This is a genomic window from Methanomassiliicoccales archaeon (assembly GCA_013415865.1).
GTDB lineage: Archaea > Thermoplasmatota > Thermoplasmata > Methanomassiliicoccales > UBA472 > MVRC01.
In genome coordinates, this window is sequence record CP058896.1 from 996,204 (window position 1) to 1,017,440 (window position 21,237).

Sequence of the window (21,237 nt, forward strand, 5' to 3'; positions counted from 1 at the left end):
AAGAAAACTATACATGGACCGTCGTGCCATCGGTCAGTGTGATGATATGAGGAGGACCCCGCTCTACGAGGAGCATCTGGCATCAGGGGCCAGGATGGTCGATTTCGCAGGTTGGGAGATGCCGATACAGTACCAAGGCATAATCGACGAACATCTGGCCATCAGGTCAAGGGCCGGTATTTTCGATGTGTCCCACATGGGGGACGTCCTTATCTCGGGTCCCAACGCAAAGGACCTCCTTCTCAGGCTCCTCACCAACGATATTTCGAAGCTCCCGGTCTGGAAGGCTCTCTATTCACATATATTGAATGAAAGGGGGAAGATAATTGACGACACCATCGTCTATCGGTTGGGCGAGGAAGAGTACCTGCTCATCCCTAACGCTGCCACGACCGACCGGGTGGTCGAATGGATCGAGGAGCACAGAAGCTCGGAGGTCGTTGAGAACATCTCGTCCAGGGTCGCATGCATTGCCCTCCAAGGACCGATGGCGGTCAACATATTGCAGAGGCTGACGTCAGAGGATGTCCCCTCCATCTATCATTTCACATGCAGGTTCCTCGACCTTGGTACGAAGGTGAGCGGGGATGTGATCTGGAACGGAAAGGCCCTGGTCGCCCGGACCGGATACACAGGTGAGGACGGTTTCGAGATAATGCTCGACAGCTCTCTCGCAGTGGAGGTCTGGAGGAAACTTCTCTCGGCTGGAAGGCAGGACGGGCTTGTGCCAGCAGGCCTTGGGGCCAGGGACACCCTGAGACTGGAGATGGGGTATCTCCTGTCGGGAACGGACTTCGACGGCTCACAGAGCTCTGTCCAGACGGGACCGTCGTGGGTCATCAAATGGGACCATGACTTCATAGGGCGCGAGGCCCTGAGGGCAGATGCCGCCAATGGGTCCCTTCCCCGATTGGCCTGCATTCAGCTCGAGTCAAAGGGCATACCTAGACATGGATACTACATCATGCATGATGGGAAGGTCGTGGGGCATGTGACGTCCGGCACATTCTCTCCATCATTGAGAAGGGGGATTGCGATGGGCTATCTGCCCCCTGAGCTGGCGAAGGAAGGGCAGGAGGTGGGGATCGCCATCAGGAACGAGAGGGTGCCCGCCAAGGTGGTCAGGCCGCCCTTCCTGAAGAGGTGATCGTATGGACAAGAACGTCATGGAGACCCTCATAGACCTGTTATTGATAGAGAGCGACCACACCAAGGACAAGAAGGAAATGGTGGATTATGTTGTAGGTTGGCTCCGCAATCTGGGTCTGGAGGTGGATATTGTCGGTGACCCCGCCGTCCCTGCCATCAGCGCCTATAATGGCTACAACGGTATAGCATTGGCGGGGCATCTGGACACTGTCCCGATAGGTATGAACTGGACCTATGAGCAGGGAGAGGTGGAGGGCAACAGGGTCTACGGTCGGGGAGCTGCCGACATGAAGGGCGCCTGTGCCTGCATGCTGCACGCGGCCAAGGCCCTGATGAAAGAGGACGTGGATTTCTATGTCCTGTTCACGACCGACGAGGAGATGAGGATGAGCGGGGCCAAGGCTCTCCTGCACTCGCATGCCGTCAAGAACGCCTGTGGAATGGTCATCGGTGAGCCTACCGACCTGAGGGTGGCATATAAGGAGAAAGGGGTCTCCCAGATAGAGCTGACCACAAAAGGAAGGACCGCCCATGCAAGCATGCCGAAGCTAGGTGACAATGCGATCATCAAGATGAACCGTCTTCTGAGCAGGGTCGAGGCCTATGCTGAAGAGGTGAACGCGGACGGGAGCGGGCTGACCGTCGGTGTGAACGTGATAAGGGGTGGGGAGAAGAGCAACGTGGTACCAGACCTCTGCAGAGCGGAATTGGATGTAAGGACACCCTATCCCATGAAGGCCGAGGATGTCGTAGAGGAGCTGAGGAGCAGGTTGAATGGACTGGAATTTGAAGTGAGGATAGCTCATGAAGTGCCTTCTTTCCAGACCAGCCCTGACTCCCCCCTGTTGAGGGCCGCTCTCGAGATGCTCGGCACCGAGGCGATAGAAGTGCCTTATGCAACTGAGGCTGCGATCTACAGCAAGGAGGTAAAGGACATATTGATCTGCGGCCCTGGGGACCTCAGACTAGCCCATTCTCCTGATGAATATGTCGAAAAAGAGCAGTTGGGGCGCACTGTCGATCTATATGTCCATCTTGCAAAGATCATGGCTCAGGGATAGACCCTTGCCACCGTCCTCGGGAACGGTATGGCATCCCTGATGTGCTCGAGCTTGCAGACCCATCTGACCACGCGCTCTATGCCAAGGCCGAAGCCGGAGTGCGGGACGGACCCGAACCTCCTCAGGTCAAGATACCATTGATATGCTTCAACAGGTACCTGATGCTCCTCCAACCTGGCAAGAAGTTTGTTAAGGTCGGTCTCCCTCTCGCTGCCCCCGATTATCTCCCCGTAGCCTTCAGGCGCAAGAAGGTCCGCGCACTTCACGGTCCTTGGGTCCTCAGGGTCTTCTTTCATGTAGAAGGCCTTGCACTCCTTCGGGAAGTTCATGACAAAGGTGGGTACCTTCTCATCCTCTGTCACGGCCCTCTCCTCCGGTGCCCCAAGGTCCGAGCCCCATTCGATCTCGAAGTTCTTTTTCTTCAACCTGTCGATCATCTGGGAGTAGGTCACCCTTTTGAAAGGGGGCGCTATCTCCTTGAGGTCCTCGATGTCCCGCCCGAGAAGTCTGAGCTCCTCGGGGCGCTCCTGGACGGCCTTATCTACCATCGCCGATACCAGCTTCTCCTGTATCTCCATGTTCTGAGCGTTGTCCGTCCAGGCCTCCTCCAGCTCGAGGTGCCAAAATTCGGTCAGATGTCTGGTCGTCCGGGACTTCTCGGCCCTGAATGAGGGCGTTATTGCGTATACCCTCTCCAACGAGAATATCATGGCCTCCAGATACATCTGCGCGCTCTGGCTCAGGAATGCCTGGTCATCGAAGTATTTCAGCTTGAAGAGGGTCACCCCGCCCTCGCAGGCATTTTTTGTAAGTATAGGCGGTGTCACCTCGTAGAACTCGTTCGAGTTGAGCCATTCCCTTGCCCCCTTCATCAAGGATGCTTTGACCTTCATCACCGCGGTCTGTTCCCTGGACCTGATCCAAAGGTGCCTGTTGTCAAGAAGGAGCTCCTCGCTCTGATATTCGGTTATGGGGAACGGTGCTGCAGCACCGATAAGATGGAAGGATGTGGCCCTTATCTCATAGCCACCGGGGGCCCTTTCGTCCTTGAACATCCTGCCCTTGACGACCACGGATGATTCTATCTGGGAGCGCTGAGCGTCCTCGAACTCCTTGTCTGGAAGATTCCCCTTCTTTATTGTGACCTGTATAACACCTGTCGAGTCCCTGAGGACATCGAACACGATCTTCCCACTGCTCCTGGTGCGGTAGACCCAGCCACGGACCTCGACGTCGGAGTCGAAGACTGGCTGTTTCAGAAGGTCGCTGATGTGGGATGCTGGGCACATTTTGAACACGCTCCCGTCCAATCAATGTACGGATATCTCATGATTTCGATTGCGCAACGGTGCCGTGTTGCCTGACAAGCGTTATCAATTGGCTTGAGGATGGTCCATCGATGAACATCCGCCCTGCCTCGATGGACGACCTAGACGGCCTTCTGGAAATAGAGGTCTCCTGCTTTGGGAGCGAAAGGTTCGATTCCAAGATGCTGACGAGCATCATGCTGGATGAGCGCAACGAGACGTTCGTCGCGGAGGAGGGGCATGTCATCATAGGGTCTGCCATGGTCCATCATGATCCTGCATTAGGACGTTCCAGGATCCTGTCCATCGCCATCCTTCCTTCTGAGAGGGAGAGGGGGAAAGGAAGGGCGCTTTTGGAGCATCTCGAGGAAATGGCGAGATCTAAGGGCTCCAAGATAATGGAGCTTGAGGTCAGGATCGTCAATGTTGCGGCCATAGGGCTCTATCTCTCATCGGGATATCGTCCCCAAGGGATCATACCGAACTACTTTGGTCGAGGAGAGGATGCCCTCTATATGGAGAAATCCCTCTAAGATGGCCCCATCTCTGACCGAGCATTTCCATCATCTGGATGCCTCTCAGTTCATCCGATGGTTGACAAAAATGATTTATATAGAGGGTTGTATTCCGCTTTTTGTCATGCCCTCATATGGGTGTTGGCTCGAGGTAGGTTTCCATGGAAGAGTCTCTGTGCAACGTCGAGTTCCTCAAGAACAACAACACATTCATAGCCCGCGTGCAAAGCGAGCTCGGTGGCCTTAGGGAATACCAGAGCTCGAGCCTCGAAGAGGTTCTGGAACAGGTCATCATCGATCTGCAGGAAGAGTTCGAAACCTCGATGTGAGCGTCAGTACCCTTTGTAACCGCCCTGAGAAGGATCGTCAAGCGGGGGTTTAGCTGTGCCGGAAGAGGAAAAGAACGGTATCGATAAGGTCATGTCATCCTATTATGGAGATGACCAAGTGACCGCTATCATCAACCTAAAGGTCGACACCAAAGAGGCCGACAAGATCGCGCAGAAGGTCTCAGAGATCGACATAGTCGAAGATGTGTTCCTGGTCACTGGCGACACCGACATCGTCGTCAAGACCAAGTTCAAGAACTATAACCAGCTCAAAAGGTTCTTAGTTGAGGACATTTCCGTCATCAACGGTGTGAAGGACACCAAGACGCTAATGGTCGTGACCACGTTCAAAGAGAATGGCGAGGTCAAAGAAGAGGGCCAAGAAAGCTAGGTTCATAATTACGATACAAAGGAGGTAATAAAATGGCAGTCGATCCAAAGATTAAGCTTGGCCAGATCATCGAGGTCCTTGACCAGCTTGCCGAGGACACTTCGGTCCCAAGGAACATCCGCCGCGGGGCCACTGAGGCTAAGACCAGGCTCGAACATCCGACCGAGCCCATGGACGTCAAGATCGCAGGAGCGATAGGCAAGCTTGATGACCTGGCGAATGACCCGAACATACCGATGCACGGAAGAACGGTCATTTACAGGATAATCACCGAGCTAGAGAACGTCCTGAAGATCGTCAGCAAATGATGATCTCGGGGCCTCTTACCCGACAAGCACATCTATTGAAACGTACATCCGAGAAAACATGCGGGTATAGTCTAGTGGTCAGGACAGAAGCTTCCCAAGCTTCGAGCCCGGGTTCGAATCCCGGTACCCGCACTCCATATCATCGAACCTTGATCATATCTGTAGGGCCTTCTGTCCGACCGGAAGATAGATGTTGAACACCGAGCCCTTACCTATCTCGCTCTTTACCTCGATCCAACCACCATGACCTTTGACCACACCATATGCTATCGACAGCCCGAGCCCGGTCCCTTTGCCCTCAGGTTTGGTGGTGAAGAAAGGGTCGAACATTCTCGACATGACCTCTGGCGTCATGCCGATTCCCGAGTCGGACACAGTTAGGACCACGTAACACCCGGGAGAGGCGCCATTATTGACGGCCGCCTCACTGACGACCTCATTCCTGAGGGAGATGAGCAATGTGCCTCCAGAGGGCATGGCATCCCTTGCGTTGGTGACCAGGTTCACCAACATCTGTTCCAGCATCCCCTGGTCCCCTTCGACCGGCCACAATCCTTCCTCCTTTTCGTACCTGACCTCAATGCCGGCGGGTAAGAGGCTCTCTATAAGCTGAAGTGTCCCGTATGCGACCGAGCCTAGGTCCACTGTCGACCTGTTCATTGGTTGTCTCCTGCTCACCAATAGCAGTTTGTTCACAAGTTCGGACGCTCTCATCGAGGCCTCATTGATGTTGTCGGCATACCTCTCCGTCTTGCTCCCCTTTTCGGAATGGGCCTTGATCAGGTCCGAGTTGCCCTTTATGACTGTAAGAAGGTTCTTGAGGTCATGCGCCAGTCCGGCCGCCATGCTTCCGATCGCTTCCATCTTTTGTGAATGGAACACTTGTTCCTGCAATTTTCTGTTGAGCTCCTCCGTCCTTTTCATGTCGTCTATGTCGATGACGGTGCCGATATACCCCATGAATGTGCCGTCCTCCGTGATGATCGGTTTCGCTGAGTCCAGGACCCATCTGTATGTACCATCATGACGTCTGATCCTGTATTCCATCCTGAGAGGGAGCCTCTCATCGAAGGACCGGTTATAGGTCTGGATGCACATCTCTTTGTCCTCCGGATGGAGCCCCTCCGTCCATCCGTCGCCAAGCTCCTCCTCCATTCTCCTTCCTCTGAACTCTAACCATGGCCTGTTGAAAAAGATGCACTGCTTGTCGGCCCCTGAGACCCAGATCATGACCGGTGCCAGATCGGCCATCAACCTTGCACTTACCCGTTCCACCCTCAGTAAGGGAGCGTTTGATGATAACACGTTTTCAGCCTTTCAAGAAACCGATGCTTGAACTAATAAATTCTATCCCGTGAATGAAATATTCGAAGATTGACGGGGCGGGATGGCCGCGCCGCCTTTTTTTAAGTTCACTCCGTCGGTTTCCCGTCGTACTCTTCCGGCTCGGCCAATGCCTGCGCCTTGGTGTGACGGACGGTCTTGTCCATGTGCTCCGGCGGCGAGTATATCGTATAGAGCTTGAGGTCCTTCTTCTTGGAGGTATTGACCACGTTGTGCTTCGCCCCCGATGGTACAATGACGGCCATGCCGTCCTTCACTTTATGCACCACATCATTGATTATGACCTCTCCCTCTCCCTCCTCGAACCTGAAGAACTGGTCTACTGTATCGTGTACCTCAGAGCCTATCTCCTCGCCGGGCCTCAGGGTCATGAGCACCAGCTGGCTATACTTACCTGTATACAGCACACGGCGGAAATCGGTGTTCTTGACAGTCTCCTTCTCGATGTCAGTGATAAATCCCTTCTTTGCCATTTCATCCCTCTCCTTAGAACAACCTTCCATCTTTCAATATTAAATTGTGATAAGCATTCACAGACCCCATGATATTAATTTTTTATGCGCCCCTACATCAATGCCTACGGGCGTTGCAAAATGACCTATGCCCGACCCTCATCCAGATCTTTGTTTCACAGCCCGTGCGAGCTCCTTTGTCTGCTTGAAGGCGTCCTCTATGAGCTTTAAGGAGCAGCTCCTGCTCTCATGCCTCAGCTCAAGGCGGTCGGCGAACTCCTTCGAGCGCTTCTCCCAATGGTCCCTATCACCCACGTTGGTATCTATGAACAGACACCTCTGGTATCCCTCGAACATCATCTTCATGAAGTACATCGGGTCATAACCTTCATCCATCATCGAATCCAGATGGAGCTCCCTGATCGCGCCTTCGATCCCCACCTCGGCCCAGCCAGGGGTATTGAACCACGTGCCTGTGCACTGCCTCTTCTCCTCGGCATAGCCCTGAGGTGTGAGCACCGCGGCAATGCAATCGTCCACCTCCAGCATAACCGTGGGGACCCTTATCTCCTGGGTCACCCCTTTCAGGGACTGGCATATGGCATATCCGAGGAATACCGCGTCGACCTTTCCCTCGAGAGCGTTGACCTTGTCCAGAACAGTGAACCTCAGCTTCGGCGGGTCTATGTGCAGGGCATACTCAAGATACTCCTTGTGTACCACATCTGGGTCGTCACCGACCACCTTGTCTATCTCCCTTTTTATGACATCGCAACCGATGACGCCGATCCTGACCCCTTCGGACATCAGTATGGTTAAGGGAACATAGTATTATAATAGATTTCCACCCCGGTGGTGGTAGAAGCTGGCGCTACTCTTTTCTCATATCGTCCTCGGTTCCTTGACCTTCTATTTTCATATGGTCTGGTCCATCGACATTATTCAAGGAAACCTCCGCGCTCAAGCTTGCTCTGTCATAAGGGCCGGTCACATCGACCTTTCTCTGCTTCTTTACGATGGATCCGAAGGCCGCCCTTCTTTGGGCCTTGTCCTTGATGTTCTTTGTTTTCAGGGGGGAGGGGGCTCTCTGAATGCTCTTAACATTGAGCGCATGACCTTCTCCATGTGCCCTTACAGCACGTGAGGTCGTATGCATCATGACGATAAGAGATACGAGATATCCAAGGAGCACAAGGAGGCTGGACCACCAGATGATCGTGAACATGAACGTGGCCAGGACGATCGCGGCCATGGCCGCGGTGATGAAGGCGGATATGAACCTGCTTATCTGCCTAGGGTCCCTGACAGCGACACCGAGATTGTCGTAATTGCAGGTCCTCACGATCCCAAGGAACTCCTTTTCAGCGAGCGGGTACATCCAGGCCGTCACGGTAAGCACGGCCGTCAAGACCATTAGCTGGGGGGGGCCGTTGGTTATCATGAGGAGGATGAGGAGGATGAAGTAGCTTACAAGAAGTGCGTCCATACGTCTCGTCCTTTGGAACAGCTTCAATGATGACGGAAGTATCACCTTCCCTACTGTCCTGTTGATAAGCGCCGCGGAAAGGCGAACTGATGATGGCAATATCTTTCTAAAGAAGTCCGCTATAGAGCCGCTTGCCCTCATCAAAGCAGGGGTCATCATGCTCATTGAAAAACAGAAGGCCCCAGCAAAGGGGTGGATGACCGATGCTTTTGTCACGCCCACCGAGTTCGACCCTATGGTGGCGAACATCACCGATTCGGCCCCTCTCCCGCACATCGAGGAGCCCATGAACGCGGCCCCTTTTGGCCCGAAACCTAGGAAATATGCAAGGGCTCCGGTAAGAAGGAGGTCGCTGAGAATGACGAGAGGTATGGCCAGGACCACTATCGGAAGGACGGTCCCGAACATCGCCGGGTCTATCATCATGCCGAAGGAGACAAAGAAGACGGCCACGAAGGCGTCCTTGAAGGGGGAGATCCTTTCCTCCAACCGTTTTGACAGTCTCGACTCTGCAAAGACCATGCCCAGGAAGAACGCCCCGATTATCGCTGGGACGCCCGCCGCCTCGGCCAGTGCCGCCGACAGCAGCAACATCCCCAGGGCAAAGAGGACGAACAGCTCATCGTTCTTGATCCGTTCGATCTGCTTTATCGTCCGCGGTATCACCAACAGGGCAAGAAAAATGAAGAATGCATAGAACGCGACAATGCCTACGATCATCTGGGTAAGGCTGAACGGGTCCACCGCATTGGACTTGAAGATAAGGCCGCCGGCGATGGTCATCAGCACCATCGATACGAAGTCCTCAACGACAAGTATCCCAAGGAGAAACTCTGTCTCTGGAGCGGACATCTTCTGCATCTCGAGAAGGGATTTCCCTGTTATGGCCGCCGAGCCCATGGCGAAGACGCCGGCGAGGAACACCGTGTCGATGATGGGCCATCCAAGTATGTACCCGATGGTCACCCCCATGAACATGTCCAGGCCAGTGTTGAGCAGGGCCACGATCAATGCGGGCGACCTCGTCCGTCTTAGCTTGCTGAAAGAGAACTCCAGCCCGACGAAGAACATGAGGAGGGTGAGCCCGAACATGGACAATGCGGAGATTAGGTCAGTATCGTGGACGAGACCGTCGTACCTCCAACCGAACAGCTCGAGGGCCATATGAGGCCCGATGAGCATCCCGGCCAGGATATAGCCTATGATGACGCTCTGCTTGGCCTTCATGGCCAAGGCTGCGCCTATGAAAGACACTATCATGATCGCCCCGATCTCGAATATCAGGTTGCTCGTCTCCATCGAAATCCGGGGCCGAGGCCCCGATGCAAACCACTGGCCCGGACGATGTCGCGTATGATCGCTGGCCGGAGCAGGGGTGTCCCTGGACCTATTTCACCATCCTCTCGCGCCCATCCGCATCTGAACGGGCCTTGTGCATCCCGAAGGCCGCATTCCGTTCCGAAGATATTAATGATTCGTGACCACCACACCTCTGTTGACCAGTAGGAGAACATATCGTTATGTTCTTCCTATACTGCCTATGATGGCATCGGTCAAGGAGGGAAAAGAGGTCGTCATCGACGGCTCGATGGGCGAAGGGGGCGGACAGGTCGTCAGGACCTCGGTTGCGCTTTCAGCTGTGACTGGTAAGGCCGTCCGGATCAAAAATATACGGGCAGGGAGATCGAGGCCTGGCCTTATGGCCCAGCATTTGACCGCTATCAGGGCGGTCGGCCAGCTATGCGATGCGGAGGTGGCCGGGGACAAGGTGGGAAGCTCAGAGGTCATGTTCTCGCCCTCCTGTGTCCGGCCAGGCAGGATAGATGTCGAAGTTGGCACGGCCGGGAGCGTGAGCTTGGTCCTGCAGTCATGCATCCTTGCGCTTGCCAGGACCGACGGTGAGAGCCTTCTCATCATCAAGGGTGGGACCGATGTGAAGATGGCCCCTCCCCTGTCATATTACGATCTGGTCCTGTTCCCATTATTGAAGATGATGGGCATCGATGCTGTGATCGAAGAGTTTAAAAGGGGCTTCTATCCCGAGGGAGGGGGGATGTGCCAGGTCAGGGTCGGCCCGAAAGGCATCGTCGGGCTGGACCTTGATGTCAGGGGCGGGTTTAAAGGCACGAAGGGTGTGGCGTACTCCCAGAACCTCCCCGAACACGTGGTCTCGAGGATGGCTTCCACGGCCAAAAGGGAGCTGGTCGACCATCAGCCGGTGACGATCCTACAGGAACGAAGTTACGGACCGTCTACGGGGGCGGGGGTCGTCCTTTCAGCCATCTATGAGAGGACGGTCATCGGGTCCTCCTGCCTTGGGGAGAAGGGGATGAGCTCCGAGAGGGTGGCACAGATGGCATCGGAGGAGCTGAGAACGTACCTCAGGTCCATATGCACCCTTGACGTACATGCGAGCGACCAATTGCTGCCATATATGGCATTGGCGGATTCCCCTTCGGTCTTCATCGTGGACAGGGTCACATCGCACCTCGAGACCCAGATAGAGCTGGTCAGGAAATTCCTAGACATGGATGTCTCCATCGAGGGCCAAGGCCCTTTCAAGATCAGGATAACGCCTATCCGAACATGACCTCTCTGGAGCGCTTCTTCGCCATCTCCTCTGAGTCCGTGGTCTTCTTCGCTATGTCCTTTAGGGCCTGTTCTATCATCGCTGCCTCCTCCAGCAGGGGTTTTGTGTCCAGCTGTGTGTGCAATAGTAGCTTATCGATGACCTCCACCGCTGTCGCGGCGGCCCTGGCGTCAGGATAGTCCGCGTGGGCCTCGGACAATATCGATATCACGTCGAAGTCCCTGTTCACGCCCTCGTTGAGCAGGACCCCTGCCAGACCAACGACCACGCCGTTCTCGAATATCGGGATGTTATTGGCCTGAAGAAGCTCCCTGGCCCTTGGGGTCGACGCGACGCCATAGAATGTCACTTCCGGTTCGTCCCCCTTTTTCTCGACCTTGGTCTGGGGACCGTTACCTTGATTCTCACTGGCCTTGCTCGCGATGCCTTCCGGCGAGATGACCATCCTGCACCTCTTGTCCTCCACCCAGTCCATGAGCGTCAACGCCAGTGATTTGAGGATCTCCTGTGGTGGCTCGAACTCGGATACCACCACCACGATCTTGTCCTTCTTGTCCTGACCGATCTGGCCAGCATATATGCGGACCGGGCTGTGGGGAACACCGTCCCTGACTATCGAGACAGAAGGCAGGTATGCTGAGTCGAGGATGGCGATCTGCTGCAGGTCCAGCAGCGTGACGATGTAATTTGCGGCGATCGAGCCTACGAGGCCGATGCTAGAGAAACCTTCGATCACGTAAGCTCCCTTGATGTTGTTCGGCCTGATCTCAATGATGTCGAAATCGTTCATCGCCAGTGTATTGCTGAATCGGCCATATTAATTGATTGACATTTACCGCAAAGTATTATGAGCGGACCGAGGGATGGGTGGGACATGAGGCCCAGGGTCATTGTGAACTGTGCCATGTCCGCAGATGGTAAGATAGCCAGCAAAGAAAGGAGACAGTTAAGGATATCTTCGGACGAGGACCTTGCCCGGGTCAAAGCGCTGCGCCTCGATTGCGATGCCGTCTGTGTGGGCGTAGGGACGGTCATCGCCGACGACCCTCACCTGACCGTCAAAGGCCGGCCAAGGGAGGAGCAGCCGCTCCGCATCGTGATCGACCCCAACGGTCGTACCCCTGACGGGGCCAAGGTCCTTAATGATTGGGCCGATACCCTCATCGTCACCAACATCAGATGCAGGAGGAGATGGCCAGGTGCAGAGGTGTTGAGGTCCGGGGAGGACCGTGTCAACCTCCGATCTCTCATGGCACATCTGGAGGCGAGCTGGGTCAAGAAGCTCCTGGTCGAGGGGGGCGGAGAGACGATATGGTCCTTCTTCGAGGCCGGCCTGGTGGACGAATATCATGTCTATATCGGGCCGATGGTAATAGGAGGGAGGGACGCGCCGACCCCTGTCGACGGCGCTGGTTTCACTGGCAGTTCTGCCGTAAAGCTCAGACTGACCGGCCATGATAGGATGGGAGAAGGTGTGCTGTTGAGCTTCGAGGTCGTCAAAGATGTCTAGGCCACGGTTCGCCGCGGATGAGATGCTCGGGAGCCTTGCAAAGTGGTTGAGGATACTTGGTTATGACACTACCTACGAGAAGGACAAGAAAGATGATGAGATCCTAAAGCTCGCGATCGAGGAGGGAAGGGTGCTTCTGACCAGGGACAAGGGGCTTGCCAGGTCTGCCGAGGATAATGCTCTCTACATTGAGAGCGATGACATCGATGAGCAGCTGAGGCAGGTCGTTTCAAGGTACCGTCTTGTGTTCAACGAGGGGTTCACGAGATGCGCTTCCTGCGGAGGGGACCTTATGAGGGTCTCGAGGGAAGAGGCCTCAAAGGAGGTGCCTGCACGCTCGCTTGCCATGACCGATGAGTTCTTCCGATGCGTATCGTGCGGGCAGTATTATTGGAAAGGCACGCATTGGAAGAGCATGACCGAGAGGATCGATTCACTTGGTATCCCTCACGAGAGGTCTTTAGAGTAGTAGTCTTCGCTGATGATCTTCCCCGTCCCAGCGTTCAGGACCATCACGCCCTTTACACCTTCGACGCACCAGACTGGAAGATAATGGATGCCAAGGCTCTCTAGCACTATCTCGTCCCTTTTCGGCGACACCTTCTTACGTTCTGTGACGGTGACGTTCCCTGACTCCCTCACCACGTCCCTCTCGGCCGTGTGGCGGGCCATTATCTCGTCGAGGGCAAAGGCCTTGGACTCGTCGATGTCTATCCTCGGTTCAAGCCGCTGATGGCTCTGGTCGATGGTGAGCACGAGCTCCATGTTCTCAGGCCATTCGACCGTCTCGTTCGTCAGCGCATTGATCGCGAGCGTCCCTTCCTGCATGCCCAGCCTATGATGGTCGATATAGAGGGCGCAAGCATAGCGGAAAAGATAATGAGGCACCAGCTCGAGCCTGAAACGGAACCCCTCGACCGTTCTGGCCCCTATCTCCTTTGCGGCGTCCACGTTGACTATCGGTTTGACGATGCGCTCCCCGACCTCTAGAACATCGAACTTATCAAGGTCCTCGGCCGATACCGTTCTGGGATAGTCGTCAGCGACGAACTCATCCACCAGCCCTGCCTCCCTGTTGCCGACTATCCTCTCGATATGGACCCGACCGATCTCGTGCTCTATGGCCTCCCTGTCCCAAACAATTATACCAGAAGGGACCTTGTTCATGAAACCTTCCGGTAGACGGGAAAGCGTGGCGATGACCTTCCTTCCAGCGAGCCCTTTTGTCCTGGACACGAATTCGTCGAGCTTCCTTTCGTCAGGCATTTCCATGATAAAGAAGACCACCTCGACGTCTCCTTTCTTGCAATGGATGAGCCCGTCCCTTTCGACGACGCCGAAATCACGCGAGTGCATGATATCGTAAACCAACGCCTTCAAGGAGGACATGGAAGTTCCGGAGACCTCAATCATGCTCGGATATTAAAAGGATTATCCAGCCGCTCTGAAGATGGCTTCCGGTCATCCAAGGGTTCATTGCTCAAGGTCCGCCCATAGGTCCCTGCCTAGACATGCATCGTTGCTCATCATCTCCAGGAACTCATCAGGGAACGGTTGCAGGAACCTCTGTTGCCTCAGATAGGGGATGTCGAACCTCGCGACCCAGGCCTTTATAATCCCGATAGGGACGGTCATCGGGACCTTTCCATCATTGAACTTCTTGAGGGTGTCGAGGAAGAGCGCCTTCTCCTCTGTATTGAGCTTGTCCGACAGATAGCCGAAAGCATGGAGCAGGACGTTCGTCCCAGAACCGCATCGGGGGGGCCTTGACAATGCCGCGTAGAAATGAGGAGAATAGGCCTCTATGACCTCATCGAATCTTCTCTTCTCTCTGTTCGCCACGATGTTCCCCAGAGTTCGAAGTTCCTTATGGCTATAGCTCATGAGCAGCAGCTTGTACCTGCTATGCATGTCAACAAGTTTTGACAATTTCCTCGACCCCTTGACATCCCGCAGCTCGGCGAAAGCGAATATCTGAGTAAGAAAGTGCTCGCCGATCCTCATGTTCAAAAGCCTGGCCTCGTCCTCGATGGCCAGATGGCCGAACTTTGCGAGCACTGCCCTGCCGAAGAACCCCCTCTCCTTGGCCGTGAGGGCGGCAACCTTCTCTCCTGGCGGGTAGACCTTGACATCCTTGATGCCACAGGAGGGGGACCTGCTCTTGAGAAGGAACCCGTCCACCTCGCCGATATGGGAAAGGTATCTGTCACAGAACTCGTTGGCCAGGTCCGTAACGTCCCTCCCCGTGGCAGGTTGCACCATCCTCAGCCCTTCCTTTTCCTTGACCACCCTTACCGGGTCCCTAGGAACGCCCAGGCCGATCTCGACCTCCATGCATACCGGGAGCATGTCACAATAAGGCATCAATCGCTTGACAATGTCGCTGTTGATCATCTCCCCGTTCCATCTGCATCTTTCGAACTCGATGCACTTGCTGATGACCAACCTCGGTCGGCAAAAGGAAGACATCTGCGATGCTCTCCAGGAAATAGATATATTACGACGTTCTTAGGTTGTATGCTCAAATTATAATTTCCCCTCCTGGTGACACGATGAACTACCTGAGAACCGTCGGTAAGGTCATGTTCTTTTTCGGGATGGTGTGCATGGCCATAGCTCTCCTGGGAGGGGAGTTCGAGATAGGGCTCTTCATGATGTTCCTTCCTGTGCTCATAGCCAAGACGTTCCTTTCCACACTGGCGGTGCTTCTGATATTCTTCGGTATGATGACCTGGATCTTCGGGATGCTGGATGACGCGAGGACAAGGGAGGAGGTCTCCCATCTGCTCGAGAAGGGGCTGGACGGTAGCTGTCAGAACGGCGAGGACAAGATAAAATGTGCAACATCCGGTGTCGTCCTGATAGGCCCGATATTGATCGTCTGGGACTCGGACTACAGGATGATACTTCTTGCGGTCGTGATCGTGATGGTGATGCTCTCCTCGATGCTCCTTCTATACTTCAGATGATCTTGCTAGTAACTTCGCGGCCTTGTCCAGCGATACATCGTCCTTTTTTGCCCTGCCTCTGACGATCCCGATCAGCCGGACATAATCATCGTAGCCCAGTCCTTCCCGTCTCATGCATCTGCCAAGGACCTGTTCGAAGACCTCGCCCTTGTCCTTGAAGGCCCTTGCCGCCTCTTTCAACGCCCGGACCTCGGCTTCGCTCAGCTCTTCTTCGCGCGCTCGACCACCCTCAGGAAGTTCTTGAAGATGTCATAACCATGCTCGGTGTTCTCGACCTCGGGATGGAACTGCAGGCCGTAGATCGGCCTGGACACGTGCCTGATTGCCTCGATCTCACAGGAGTCCGTACGGGCCAATACCTCAAATCCTGGAGGGAGGGTCTTGACCTCATCGTTGTGCGACTCCCATACGGTGAACTCCCTTGGCAGGCCGTCGAACAGGTCGCCGTCCTTCTCGACACGGAGCGTCGCCTTCCCGAACTCGGGCCTCTCCGCCGGTCCTATCGTGCCACCGAAGTGCGTGCTCATGAACTGCATGCCAGCACATATGCCCAAGATGGGGAACGTCGCCCTGTCCAGATATTCACCGTTCCTGCCCATCCGTCCCGCCTCCGAGGCCACGCTGGGGGACCCTCCTGACAGGATGAGCCCATCTACCTCGGCTATTTCCTCGAACGGGGTACTGTTCGGGACTATCTTGGTGTCCACCTTCAGATACTTCAGGACCCTCCATTCCCTATGCGTCCACTGGCCACCGTTGTCGATCACGTAGACCTTCATCTGCTGACGAAAATGACCGAATTATTATTAAACCGATGGGGTGGCGTGTTCCGCCATGAACGAGAACCTTCTGAGAAAAAGGTTAAATCAAGGGCGACAATGGTCAACCTGAGATGAAAGCCGTCCTCTTCGACCTGGGCCATACGCTCATCGATTATTATTACGATTGGGAAGGGCCAGAGGACCGTTCCATAAGGAAGTTCTATGGAATGGTGATCGATGCTGGCGGGGATGCTGAGGAGATGGAGTTCACCAGGTTCGTCAAGGCCCTATTGAACGAGGGGAGGAGAAGGAGATCGGCCGAGATGGTCGAGATACCTCTCGAGAAGGTGCTGATGGCCGTGCTGGAGCATTATGAGATGGAGGATGATGACCACCTTGTCAAGCTGGGCTGCGATGCGTTCTATGGTTCCCTCATGGAGGAGAGGGAGCTGGTCCCAGGGACCATAGAGATGCTTGAGAGGGTGAAGGCCAAGGGTTACAAGGTCGGCCTGGTGTCGGACGTTGCCTGGGGCCTTCCTGTGGAGTATCCCATGCAGGACATAGAGCTCTATGGCCTGGATGCCTACTTCGACGACCTCGTCTTCAGCACCGATGTCGGGCTCAGGAAGCCTCACCCCAGGTTGTTCAAGCTTGCGCTATATAACCTTGGCGTCAAGGCGGAGGACTCTTTCTTCATAGGCAATTCGATAAGATGCGATATCAAGGGGGCGAACGACGTTGGAATGACGTCTGTGCTCAAGGAATCGGTGCACCCGGAGCCTGTGGACGGCGTGGTTCCGAAGCACAGGATCAAGGACTGGGATGAGCTGGATGACATACTATGACACGGCCCTGGTATTAATGGTTCACTCCCATTCGATCGTCGCGGGCGGCTTGTGCGTTATGTCGTAGACCACACGATTGACGTCCGCCTTCATCTCGCTCGTTATCCTGAGCGATATCCTCTCAAGGACGTCGTGCGGGACCTTCGAATAGGCGGCGCTCATGCCATCTATCGACTCCACCGCCCTGACGGCGATCGTGCGGCCGTAGGCGCGCCTGTCCCCTTGTACCCCTACGGACTGGCAAGGAAGAAGGACCGCGAAATATTGCCAAGGTCTCTCCATCTTTCCTTCGGCCGAGGCCTTTTCGAGCTCTTCTTCCACTATCGCGCACGCCTCACGGACGATCTCGACCGACTCCCGCGTAGCCTCCCCTATCACCCTTATGGCCAATGCCGGGCCTGGGAAGGGCTGCCTCTCCGACACCTCGATCCCGAGGTATCTTGCAACGACGCGCACCTCGTCCTTGTAGAGGTCCCTTAACGGCTCGACTACCTTCAGATGCATGTCCTCAGGCAGCCCACCAACGTTGTGATGGCTCTTGATAGTGTCCCTGACACCGTCCCCCGACTCTATCCAATCAGGCGCTATGGTGCCCTGCACGAGATATTCAGCGTGATATGCCTTGGCCTCGCGCTCAAATACACGTATGAACTTCTCCCCGATGATCTTCCTCTTCTTCTCTGGCTCGGTCACGCCTTTCATCGCGCTGAAGAACTCGTCCGACGCGTCGACTATCTTATAATGAATGTTCAGCTTGCTGAACATCCTGTCAACATACTCTGTCTCCCCCTTCCTCATGAAGCCGTTGTTGACATATACTGTCAGCAATTTGTCGCCGATGGCCTTGGAGACCAGAACGGCCGCGACCGTGCTGTCTACCCCGCCAGAGCAGGCGATCACCGCCCTCCCCTTTATCGTGCTTTTCAGCTCTTCGACCTTCTCGCTCACGAAAGACCCTGCGTCGAACATCAGTTCAGCTCCTGAGAGTCCTTCTCGATCTTTTCGGCCATCTCCTTCCTATAGGCCTCGAGCTCTCCCTGCAGCCTCTTGTCCTTCAGGCTGAGGATGGAGACCGCCAGCAGCGCCGCGTTGTCCCCGCGGTCAAGACCGACGCATGCCACCGGTATGCCTGGTGGCATCTGAACGATGGATAATATGGAATCGAGGTTGACGTTCCCGCTTATGGGCACACCTATCACCGGTCTCGTCGTGAGCGAGGCGACGACCCCCGGAAGGGCGGCCGATAGGCCTGCCATAGCTATGAAGACCTCTGCATCGCTCGTTGTGACGAGCGATTTCACCCTCTCAGGGGTGCGGTGGGCGGACGCCACCTTGATCTCGCTTGTCACTTTGAACCTGTCCAGCATGGCCTTGGCCTTTTTACCTGTCTCAGCATCGCTCTTACTTCCTAGCAGAATGAGGACTTGGGGCATCATGTCCACTGACCGATTACAAATAAAAATATCTTTTCTTGATAAAATGAAAAAGGGATTGTGAGGGGGCATCCCCTTCGTTCAGCTCTTCATTATCGCCAAAAGGAACGCACCGATCGCGATCAGGGCGCCGATCACCGCGGCGATGATGTACACGAACGCGTTCCAGATCACATCACTGATGTGAACATCCTCTGGCAGTGGGATGTAGTCTCCCCCGCCCCACATCGCGCCATATACCCAGATAACGCCGACAACGAGGCCGACTACGAGCAGCACGATACCGATCATCCTGCTCTTTCCACTTCCGAAGTAGGCGGTGAAGACGCCGGCCACGAGCATGAACAGAGCAAACGTCAGCACGAGCACTGTCAGGAACTCCCAAAGATCCATTTAGGTCACCTTTCTGTCGTTGACATGAACATTTTTATATTGATGACTTTCGGGTCCTCTCGAACAGAGTTCAGCCCAATATAGGACCGGACAACGTTCCAGTGGTCCCACCGCCACCCGTTCACTTGCCGCCCGTTACGATTTTTTAGTTATTAAACGTTTCTACTTTGGCCGTGCATGGGTTGATTGGAAATCCATAGGTCCAGAGATTTATTCTTCCTCATGCTTGAAAATCGCTCATAGGTATGGGGCCGCCCTTTCCATCACCATGTCCCAGGTAGGGATGAAGGTCAAGGAGCCTCTGCTCTCTATGACGAAAGAGGCGGCCGAGCTTCCTAGTACCCCGCACTCGAACAGACTGAGATCTCTGTAGAGGCCCGCATAGAACCCGGCCCTGTAGGCATCTCCACAACCGGTCGTGTCAACGATGCTGCGCGGATGGACCACGGGTATCTCCACCCTCGATTCCTTGGTTAGTATGACGCTGCCCTTGGCCCCCCTCGTGCTGACCACCATCGGTACGAGGTCGAGAAGTTCCTCTTCTTTGGTCGTTCCCGTATAACGCAAGGCCGTGGAGAGCTCGCTCTCGTTGCAGAACAGGATGTCGCTGAGCGCGAGCGCCTTACTGAAACGCCCAGGGTCCCAGACGTGATGGACCTCCTGCGCGGGGTCGAAGCCGACCTTCTTCCCTTTGCTCCTGAGCTTTTCCATGACCTTCAGATAATAATCAGGGCGCCCGGTCATGATGTGCGCCCTTTGGGACCTCTCGGCCATGTCCGTGATGGGATGGATGGTGTCCATGGCCCCCATGGGGCCTTGGTAGACGAACGCTATCTGGTTGTGCTCTTTGTCTGAGACTATCCAGACCGTAGGGGTCTCATAGCCTTCCACGACCTTAAGGTCTGTAAGGTCCACGCCGAAGCGTTCCATCATCCTGCGGAACTCGATGGGCATGTCCGTTCCGACGAAGGATGCCAATGCGGTCGGGACGCCAAGGGCGGAGGCCATGGTCGCGACGTTCGCGGCGGTACCTCCAAAATACCTCTTTTTCTCAATGATATCGACCGAGGTGTTCTTCGGGGGAAGCCTCTCCAGGCTCATGATGAAGTCTAGATTCGTGTGACCATAGACACATAGGAACGGGTCCGGCATCAGGTCCCCTCTTTCCACTCCTCAAGATACTTCCTCTGCCCAGGGGTCAGCACGTCGATCTTTGACCCCAGGGAGCGGAGCGCCAGATGAGCAACTTCCTCATCGATCTCCCTCGGAACGTCGTATACCTTGTTCTCCAACCTCGGATGCTCCTTTACAAGATGTTCAAGGCACAGTGCCTGGATGGCAAAGCTCATATCCATTATCTCCACGGGATGCCCCTGCCCGGCGGCCAGGTTCATCAACCTGCCCTCCGCGATAAGGTAGACCTTCCTTCCATCTCTCAGTACGTACTCGTCCACGAACTCCCTGACCTTCCTCGGCCTCGACGCCGCTTCCGCGAGCGCGACCTTGCTGATCTCATTGTCGAAATGTCCTGAGTTCCCCATGACGCAACCGTCCTTGATCACCTCGAGGTGCTCCTTCCTGATGATGTCCTTGCATCCTGTGGCCGAGATTATGATGTCCGCCCGGGACGCTGCCTCCATCATCGGCATCACCTGGTGCCCGTCCATCCTCGCCTCGATCGCCCGGACGGGGTCCACCTCCGTCACGATAACATTAGCACCAAGCCCCTTCGCCCTCATGGCTATGCCCCTTCCACACCAGCCATAACCGGCAACGACCAAGGTCTTCCCTGCGACCAACAGGTTGGTCGCGTTCATCCACCCATCGAACGTGCTCTGTCCGGTCCCATACCTGTTGTCAAAAAGATGTTTCATCTGTGCATCGTTGACCGAGATCACAGGAAAGCACAGGCGGCCCTCCTTGGCCATGGCCCTTAATCTGATGACGCCCGTGGTGGTCTCTTCGTTGCCGCCCTTGACGTTGGCGAGAAGGTCCCTTCTCGTGGTGTGCAGGAGGGTGATGAGGTCCGCGCCATCGTCGACGACGTAATCAGGCCTCATGTCAAGGACCGCGCCCAGGTTGGCATAGTACTCCTCGGTGCTCTCCCATTTTTTGGCATATACCTTGACCCCATAGTCCTCCCTCAGGGAGGTTGCTACAGAATCGTCCGTGGACAATGGGTTGCAGCTGGCCAGCCTTACCTCGGCACCCGCCCTGGCAAGCCATACCGCCAACATGCCGGTCTTCGCCTCCACATGAAGGGCCATACCGACCTTCACACCTGTCAACGTCTGCTCCTGGACCATCCTGTTGCCTATCTCTTTCATCACCCTCATATGGGTCTCTGCCCATTCCAGCCTTCTCTTGCCCTTGGCCCTGAGCTCATCGTCCATC

Annotated in this window: 26 protein-coding genes and 1 tRNA gene; 12 read left to right on the forward strand and 15 right to left on the reverse strand. The window is 55.2% G+C overall.

Annotated elements, in window-relative coordinates; translation table 11 throughout:
- The first annotated feature begins 13 nt into the window (after positions 1-13).
- The gene (gene gcvT / locus HPY73_04850) at positions 14-1,147 is read left to right on the forward strand and encodes a glycine cleavage system aminomethyltransferase GcvT (protein QLH74834.1); all 1,134 of its coding nucleotides are present in this window, start codon (positions 14-16) and stop codon (positions 1,145-1,147) included.
- A 4-nt stretch (positions 1,148-1,151) separates the two neighbouring features.
- A complete protein-coding gene (locus tag HPY73_04855) occupies positions 1,152-2,210 on the forward strand; it encodes a M20 family metallopeptidase (GenBank protein ID QLH74835.1) in 1,059 nt (352 codons plus the stop codon).
- Here HPY73_04855 and asnS read toward each other — a convergent pair.
- The gene (asnS, locus tag HPY73_04860; protein ID QLH75675.1) at positions 2,201-3,499 is read right to left on the reverse strand and encodes an asparagine--tRNA ligase; all 1,299 of its coding nucleotides are present in this window, start codon (positions 3,497-3,499) and stop codon (positions 2,201-2,203) included. The two genes, HPY73_04855 and asnS, sit on opposite strands and share 10 nt — an antisense overlap.
- A gap of 110 nt (positions 3,500-3,609) precedes the next feature.
- On the opposite strand from asnS, the gene HPY73_04865 reads away from it, so the two are divergent.
- From HPY73_04865 to HPY73_04885, 5 genes are all read left to right on the forward strand, one after another.
- The gene (locus HPY73_04865; protein ID QLH74836.1) at positions 3,610-4,050 is read left to right on the forward strand and encodes a GNAT family N-acetyltransferase; all 441 of its coding nucleotides are present in this window, start codon (positions 3,610-3,612) and stop codon (positions 4,048-4,050) included.
- 143 nt (positions 4,051-4,193) lie between these two features.
- Positions 4,194-4,361, forward strand: a complete 168-nt coding sequence (locus HPY73_04870; GenBank protein ID QLH74837.1) for a hypothetical protein — start codon at positions 4,194-4,196, stop codon at positions 4,359-4,361.
- A 91-nt stretch (positions 4,362-4,452) separates the two neighbouring features.
- Entirely contained in the window at positions 4,453-4,752 is a 300-nt protein-coding gene (locus tag HPY73_04875; protein ID QLH75676.1) for an Lrp/AsnC family transcriptional regulator, read from the forward strand.
- 32 nt (positions 4,753-4,784) lie between these two features.
- Positions 4,785-5,060, forward strand: a complete 276-nt coding sequence (locus tag HPY73_04880) for a UPF0147 family protein (protein QLH74838.1) — start codon at positions 4,785-4,787, stop codon at positions 5,058-5,060.
- A 60-nt stretch (positions 5,061-5,120) separates the two neighbouring features.
- Positions 5,121-5,192, forward strand: a tRNA-Gly gene (locus HPY73_04885).
- A gap of 21 nt (positions 5,193-5,213) precedes the next feature.
- Here HPY73_04885 and HPY73_04890 read toward each other — a convergent pair.
- From HPY73_04890 to HPY73_04905, 4 genes are all read right to left on the reverse strand, one after another.
- On the reverse strand, positions 5,214-6,335 hold the full coding sequence (locus HPY73_04890; GenBank protein ID QLH74839.1) for a PAS domain S-box protein: 1,122 nt from the start codon (positions 6,333-6,335) through the stop codon (positions 5,214-5,216).
- Positions 6,336-6,472: 137 nt separating this feature from the next.
- Positions 6,473-6,877, reverse strand: a complete 405-nt coding sequence (locus HPY73_04895) for a cupin domain-containing protein (protein QLH74840.1) — start codon at positions 6,875-6,877, stop codon at positions 6,473-6,475.
- A 138-nt stretch (positions 6,878-7,015) separates the two neighbouring features.
- On the reverse strand, positions 7,016-7,663 hold the full coding sequence (locus tag HPY73_04900) for a DUF1638 domain-containing protein (protein QLH74841.1): 648 nt from the start codon (positions 7,661-7,663) through the stop codon (positions 7,016-7,018).
- 64 nt (positions 7,664-7,727) lie between these two features.
- Positions 7,728-9,641, reverse strand: coding sequence for a cation:proton antiporter (locus HPY73_04905; GenBank protein ID QLH74842.1), 1,914 nt, complete (start codon positions 9,639-9,641; stop codon positions 7,728-7,730).
- A gap of 196 nt (positions 9,642-9,837) precedes the next feature.
- On the opposite strand from HPY73_04905, the gene rtcA reads away from it, so the two are divergent.
- Positions 9,838-10,932: an RNA 3'-phosphate cyclase gene (rtcA, locus tag HPY73_04910; protein ID QLH74843.1), complete on the forward strand. Its 1,095-nt coding sequence runs from the start codon at positions 9,838-9,840 to the stop codon at positions 10,930-10,932.
- Here rtcA and HPY73_04915 read toward each other — a convergent pair.
- Positions 10,919-11,722, reverse strand: coding sequence for a proteasome assembly chaperone family protein (locus HPY73_04915; protein ID QLH74844.1), 804 nt, complete (start codon positions 11,720-11,722; stop codon positions 10,919-10,921). The two genes, rtcA and HPY73_04915, sit on opposite strands and share 14 nt — an antisense overlap.
- Positions 11,723-11,806: 84 nt before the next feature.
- Between HPY73_04915 and HPY73_04920 the strand changes: the two genes are divergently transcribed.
- Complete coding sequence (locus HPY73_04920; GenBank protein ID QLH75677.1) at positions 11,807-12,442, forward strand: 2,5-diamino-6-(ribosylamino)-4(3H)-pyrimidinone 5'-phosphate reductase; 636 nt, start codon at positions 11,807-11,809, stop codon at positions 12,440-12,442.
- Positions 12,435-12,911: a Mut7-C RNAse domain-containing protein gene (locus HPY73_04925; GenBank protein QLH74845.1), complete on the forward strand. Its 477-nt coding sequence runs from the start codon at positions 12,435-12,437 to the stop codon at positions 12,909-12,911. The genes HPY73_04920 and HPY73_04925 overlap by 8 nt, the downstream gene beginning before the upstream one ends.
- Here HPY73_04925 and HPY73_04930 read toward each other — a convergent pair.
- Together HPY73_04930 and HPY73_04935 are read right to left on the reverse strand one after the other, a co-directional pair.
- Complete coding sequence (locus tag HPY73_04930) at positions 12,890-13,831, reverse strand: hypothetical protein (GenBank protein ID QLH74846.1); 942 nt, start codon at positions 13,829-13,831, stop codon at positions 12,890-12,892. The two genes, HPY73_04925 and HPY73_04930, sit on opposite strands and share 22 nt — an antisense overlap.
- Positions 13,832-13,915: 84 nt before the next feature.
- Complete coding sequence (locus HPY73_04935) at positions 13,916-14,911, reverse strand: DUF1722 domain-containing protein (protein QLH74847.1); 996 nt, start codon at positions 14,909-14,911, stop codon at positions 13,916-13,918.
- Positions 14,912-14,994: 83 nt separating this feature from the next.
- Between HPY73_04935 and HPY73_04940 the strand changes: the two genes are divergently transcribed.
- Positions 14,995-15,411 (forward strand): DUF131 domain-containing protein, encoded by a 417-nt coding sequence (locus tag HPY73_04940; GenBank protein QLH74848.1) that lies wholly within the window; start codon positions 14,995-14,997, stop codon positions 15,409-15,411.
- Here HPY73_04940 and HPY73_04945 read toward each other — a convergent pair.
- Together HPY73_04945 and HPY73_04950 are read right to left on the reverse strand one after the other, a co-directional pair.
- Positions 15,397-15,591: a hypothetical protein gene (locus tag HPY73_04945; GenBank protein QLH74849.1), complete on the reverse strand. Its 195-nt coding sequence runs from the start codon at positions 15,589-15,591 to the stop codon at positions 15,397-15,399. The two genes, HPY73_04940 and HPY73_04945, sit on opposite strands and share 15 nt — an antisense overlap.
- A 20-nt stretch (positions 15,592-15,611) precedes the next feature.
- Positions 15,612-16,190, reverse strand: a complete 579-nt coding sequence (locus tag HPY73_04950) for a GMP synthase subunit A (GenBank protein QLH74850.1) — start codon at positions 16,188-16,190, stop codon at positions 15,612-15,614.
- 113 nt (positions 16,191-16,303) lie between these two features.
- Here HPY73_04950 and HPY73_04955 point away from each other — a divergent pair, with 113 nt between their 5' ends.
- The gene (locus HPY73_04955; protein ID QLH74851.1) at positions 16,304-17,017 is read left to right on the forward strand and encodes an HAD family hydrolase; all 714 of its coding nucleotides are present in this window, start codon (positions 16,304-16,306) and stop codon (positions 17,015-17,017) included.
- A gap of 21 nt (positions 17,018-17,038) precedes the next feature.
- On the opposite strand, the gene guaA is transcribed toward HPY73_04955, so the two are convergent.
- The 5 genes from guaA to HPY73_04980 all read right to left on the reverse strand — a co-directional run bounded on the left by guaA (position 17,039) and on the right by HPY73_04980 (position 21,236).
- On the reverse strand, positions 17,039-17,986 hold the full coding sequence (gene guaA, locus HPY73_04960; GenBank protein ID QLH74852.1) for a glutamine-hydrolyzing GMP synthase subunit GuaA: 948 nt from the start codon (positions 17,984-17,986) through the stop codon (positions 17,039-17,041).
- On the reverse strand, positions 17,986-18,450 hold the full coding sequence (purE, locus tag HPY73_04965) for a 5-(carboxyamino)imidazole ribonucleotide mutase (GenBank protein ID QLH75678.1): 465 nt from the start codon (positions 18,448-18,450) through the stop codon (positions 17,986-17,988). The genes guaA and purE overlap by 1 nt, the downstream gene beginning before the upstream one ends.
- Before the next feature lie 81 nt (positions 18,451-18,531).
- Positions 18,532-18,843, reverse strand: coding sequence for a hypothetical protein (locus tag HPY73_04970; protein ID QLH74853.1), 312 nt, complete (start codon positions 18,841-18,843; stop codon positions 18,532-18,534).
- Between the two features lie 237 nt (positions 18,844-19,080).
- Complete coding sequence (locus HPY73_04975; protein ID QLH74854.1) at positions 19,081-19,995, reverse strand: carbohydrate kinase family protein; 915 nt, start codon at positions 19,993-19,995, stop codon at positions 19,081-19,083.
- Positions 19,995-21,236 carry an adenosylhomocysteinase gene (locus HPY73_04980; GenBank protein ID QLH74855.1) on the reverse strand — a complete coding sequence of 414 codons (1,242 nt, stop codon included), beginning with the start codon at positions 21,234-21,236 and terminating at the stop codon, positions 19,995-19,997. Before HPY73_04980 ends, HPY73_04975 begins: the two co-directional genes overlap by 1 nt.
- Between the last annotated feature and the right edge of the window lies 1 nt (position 21,237).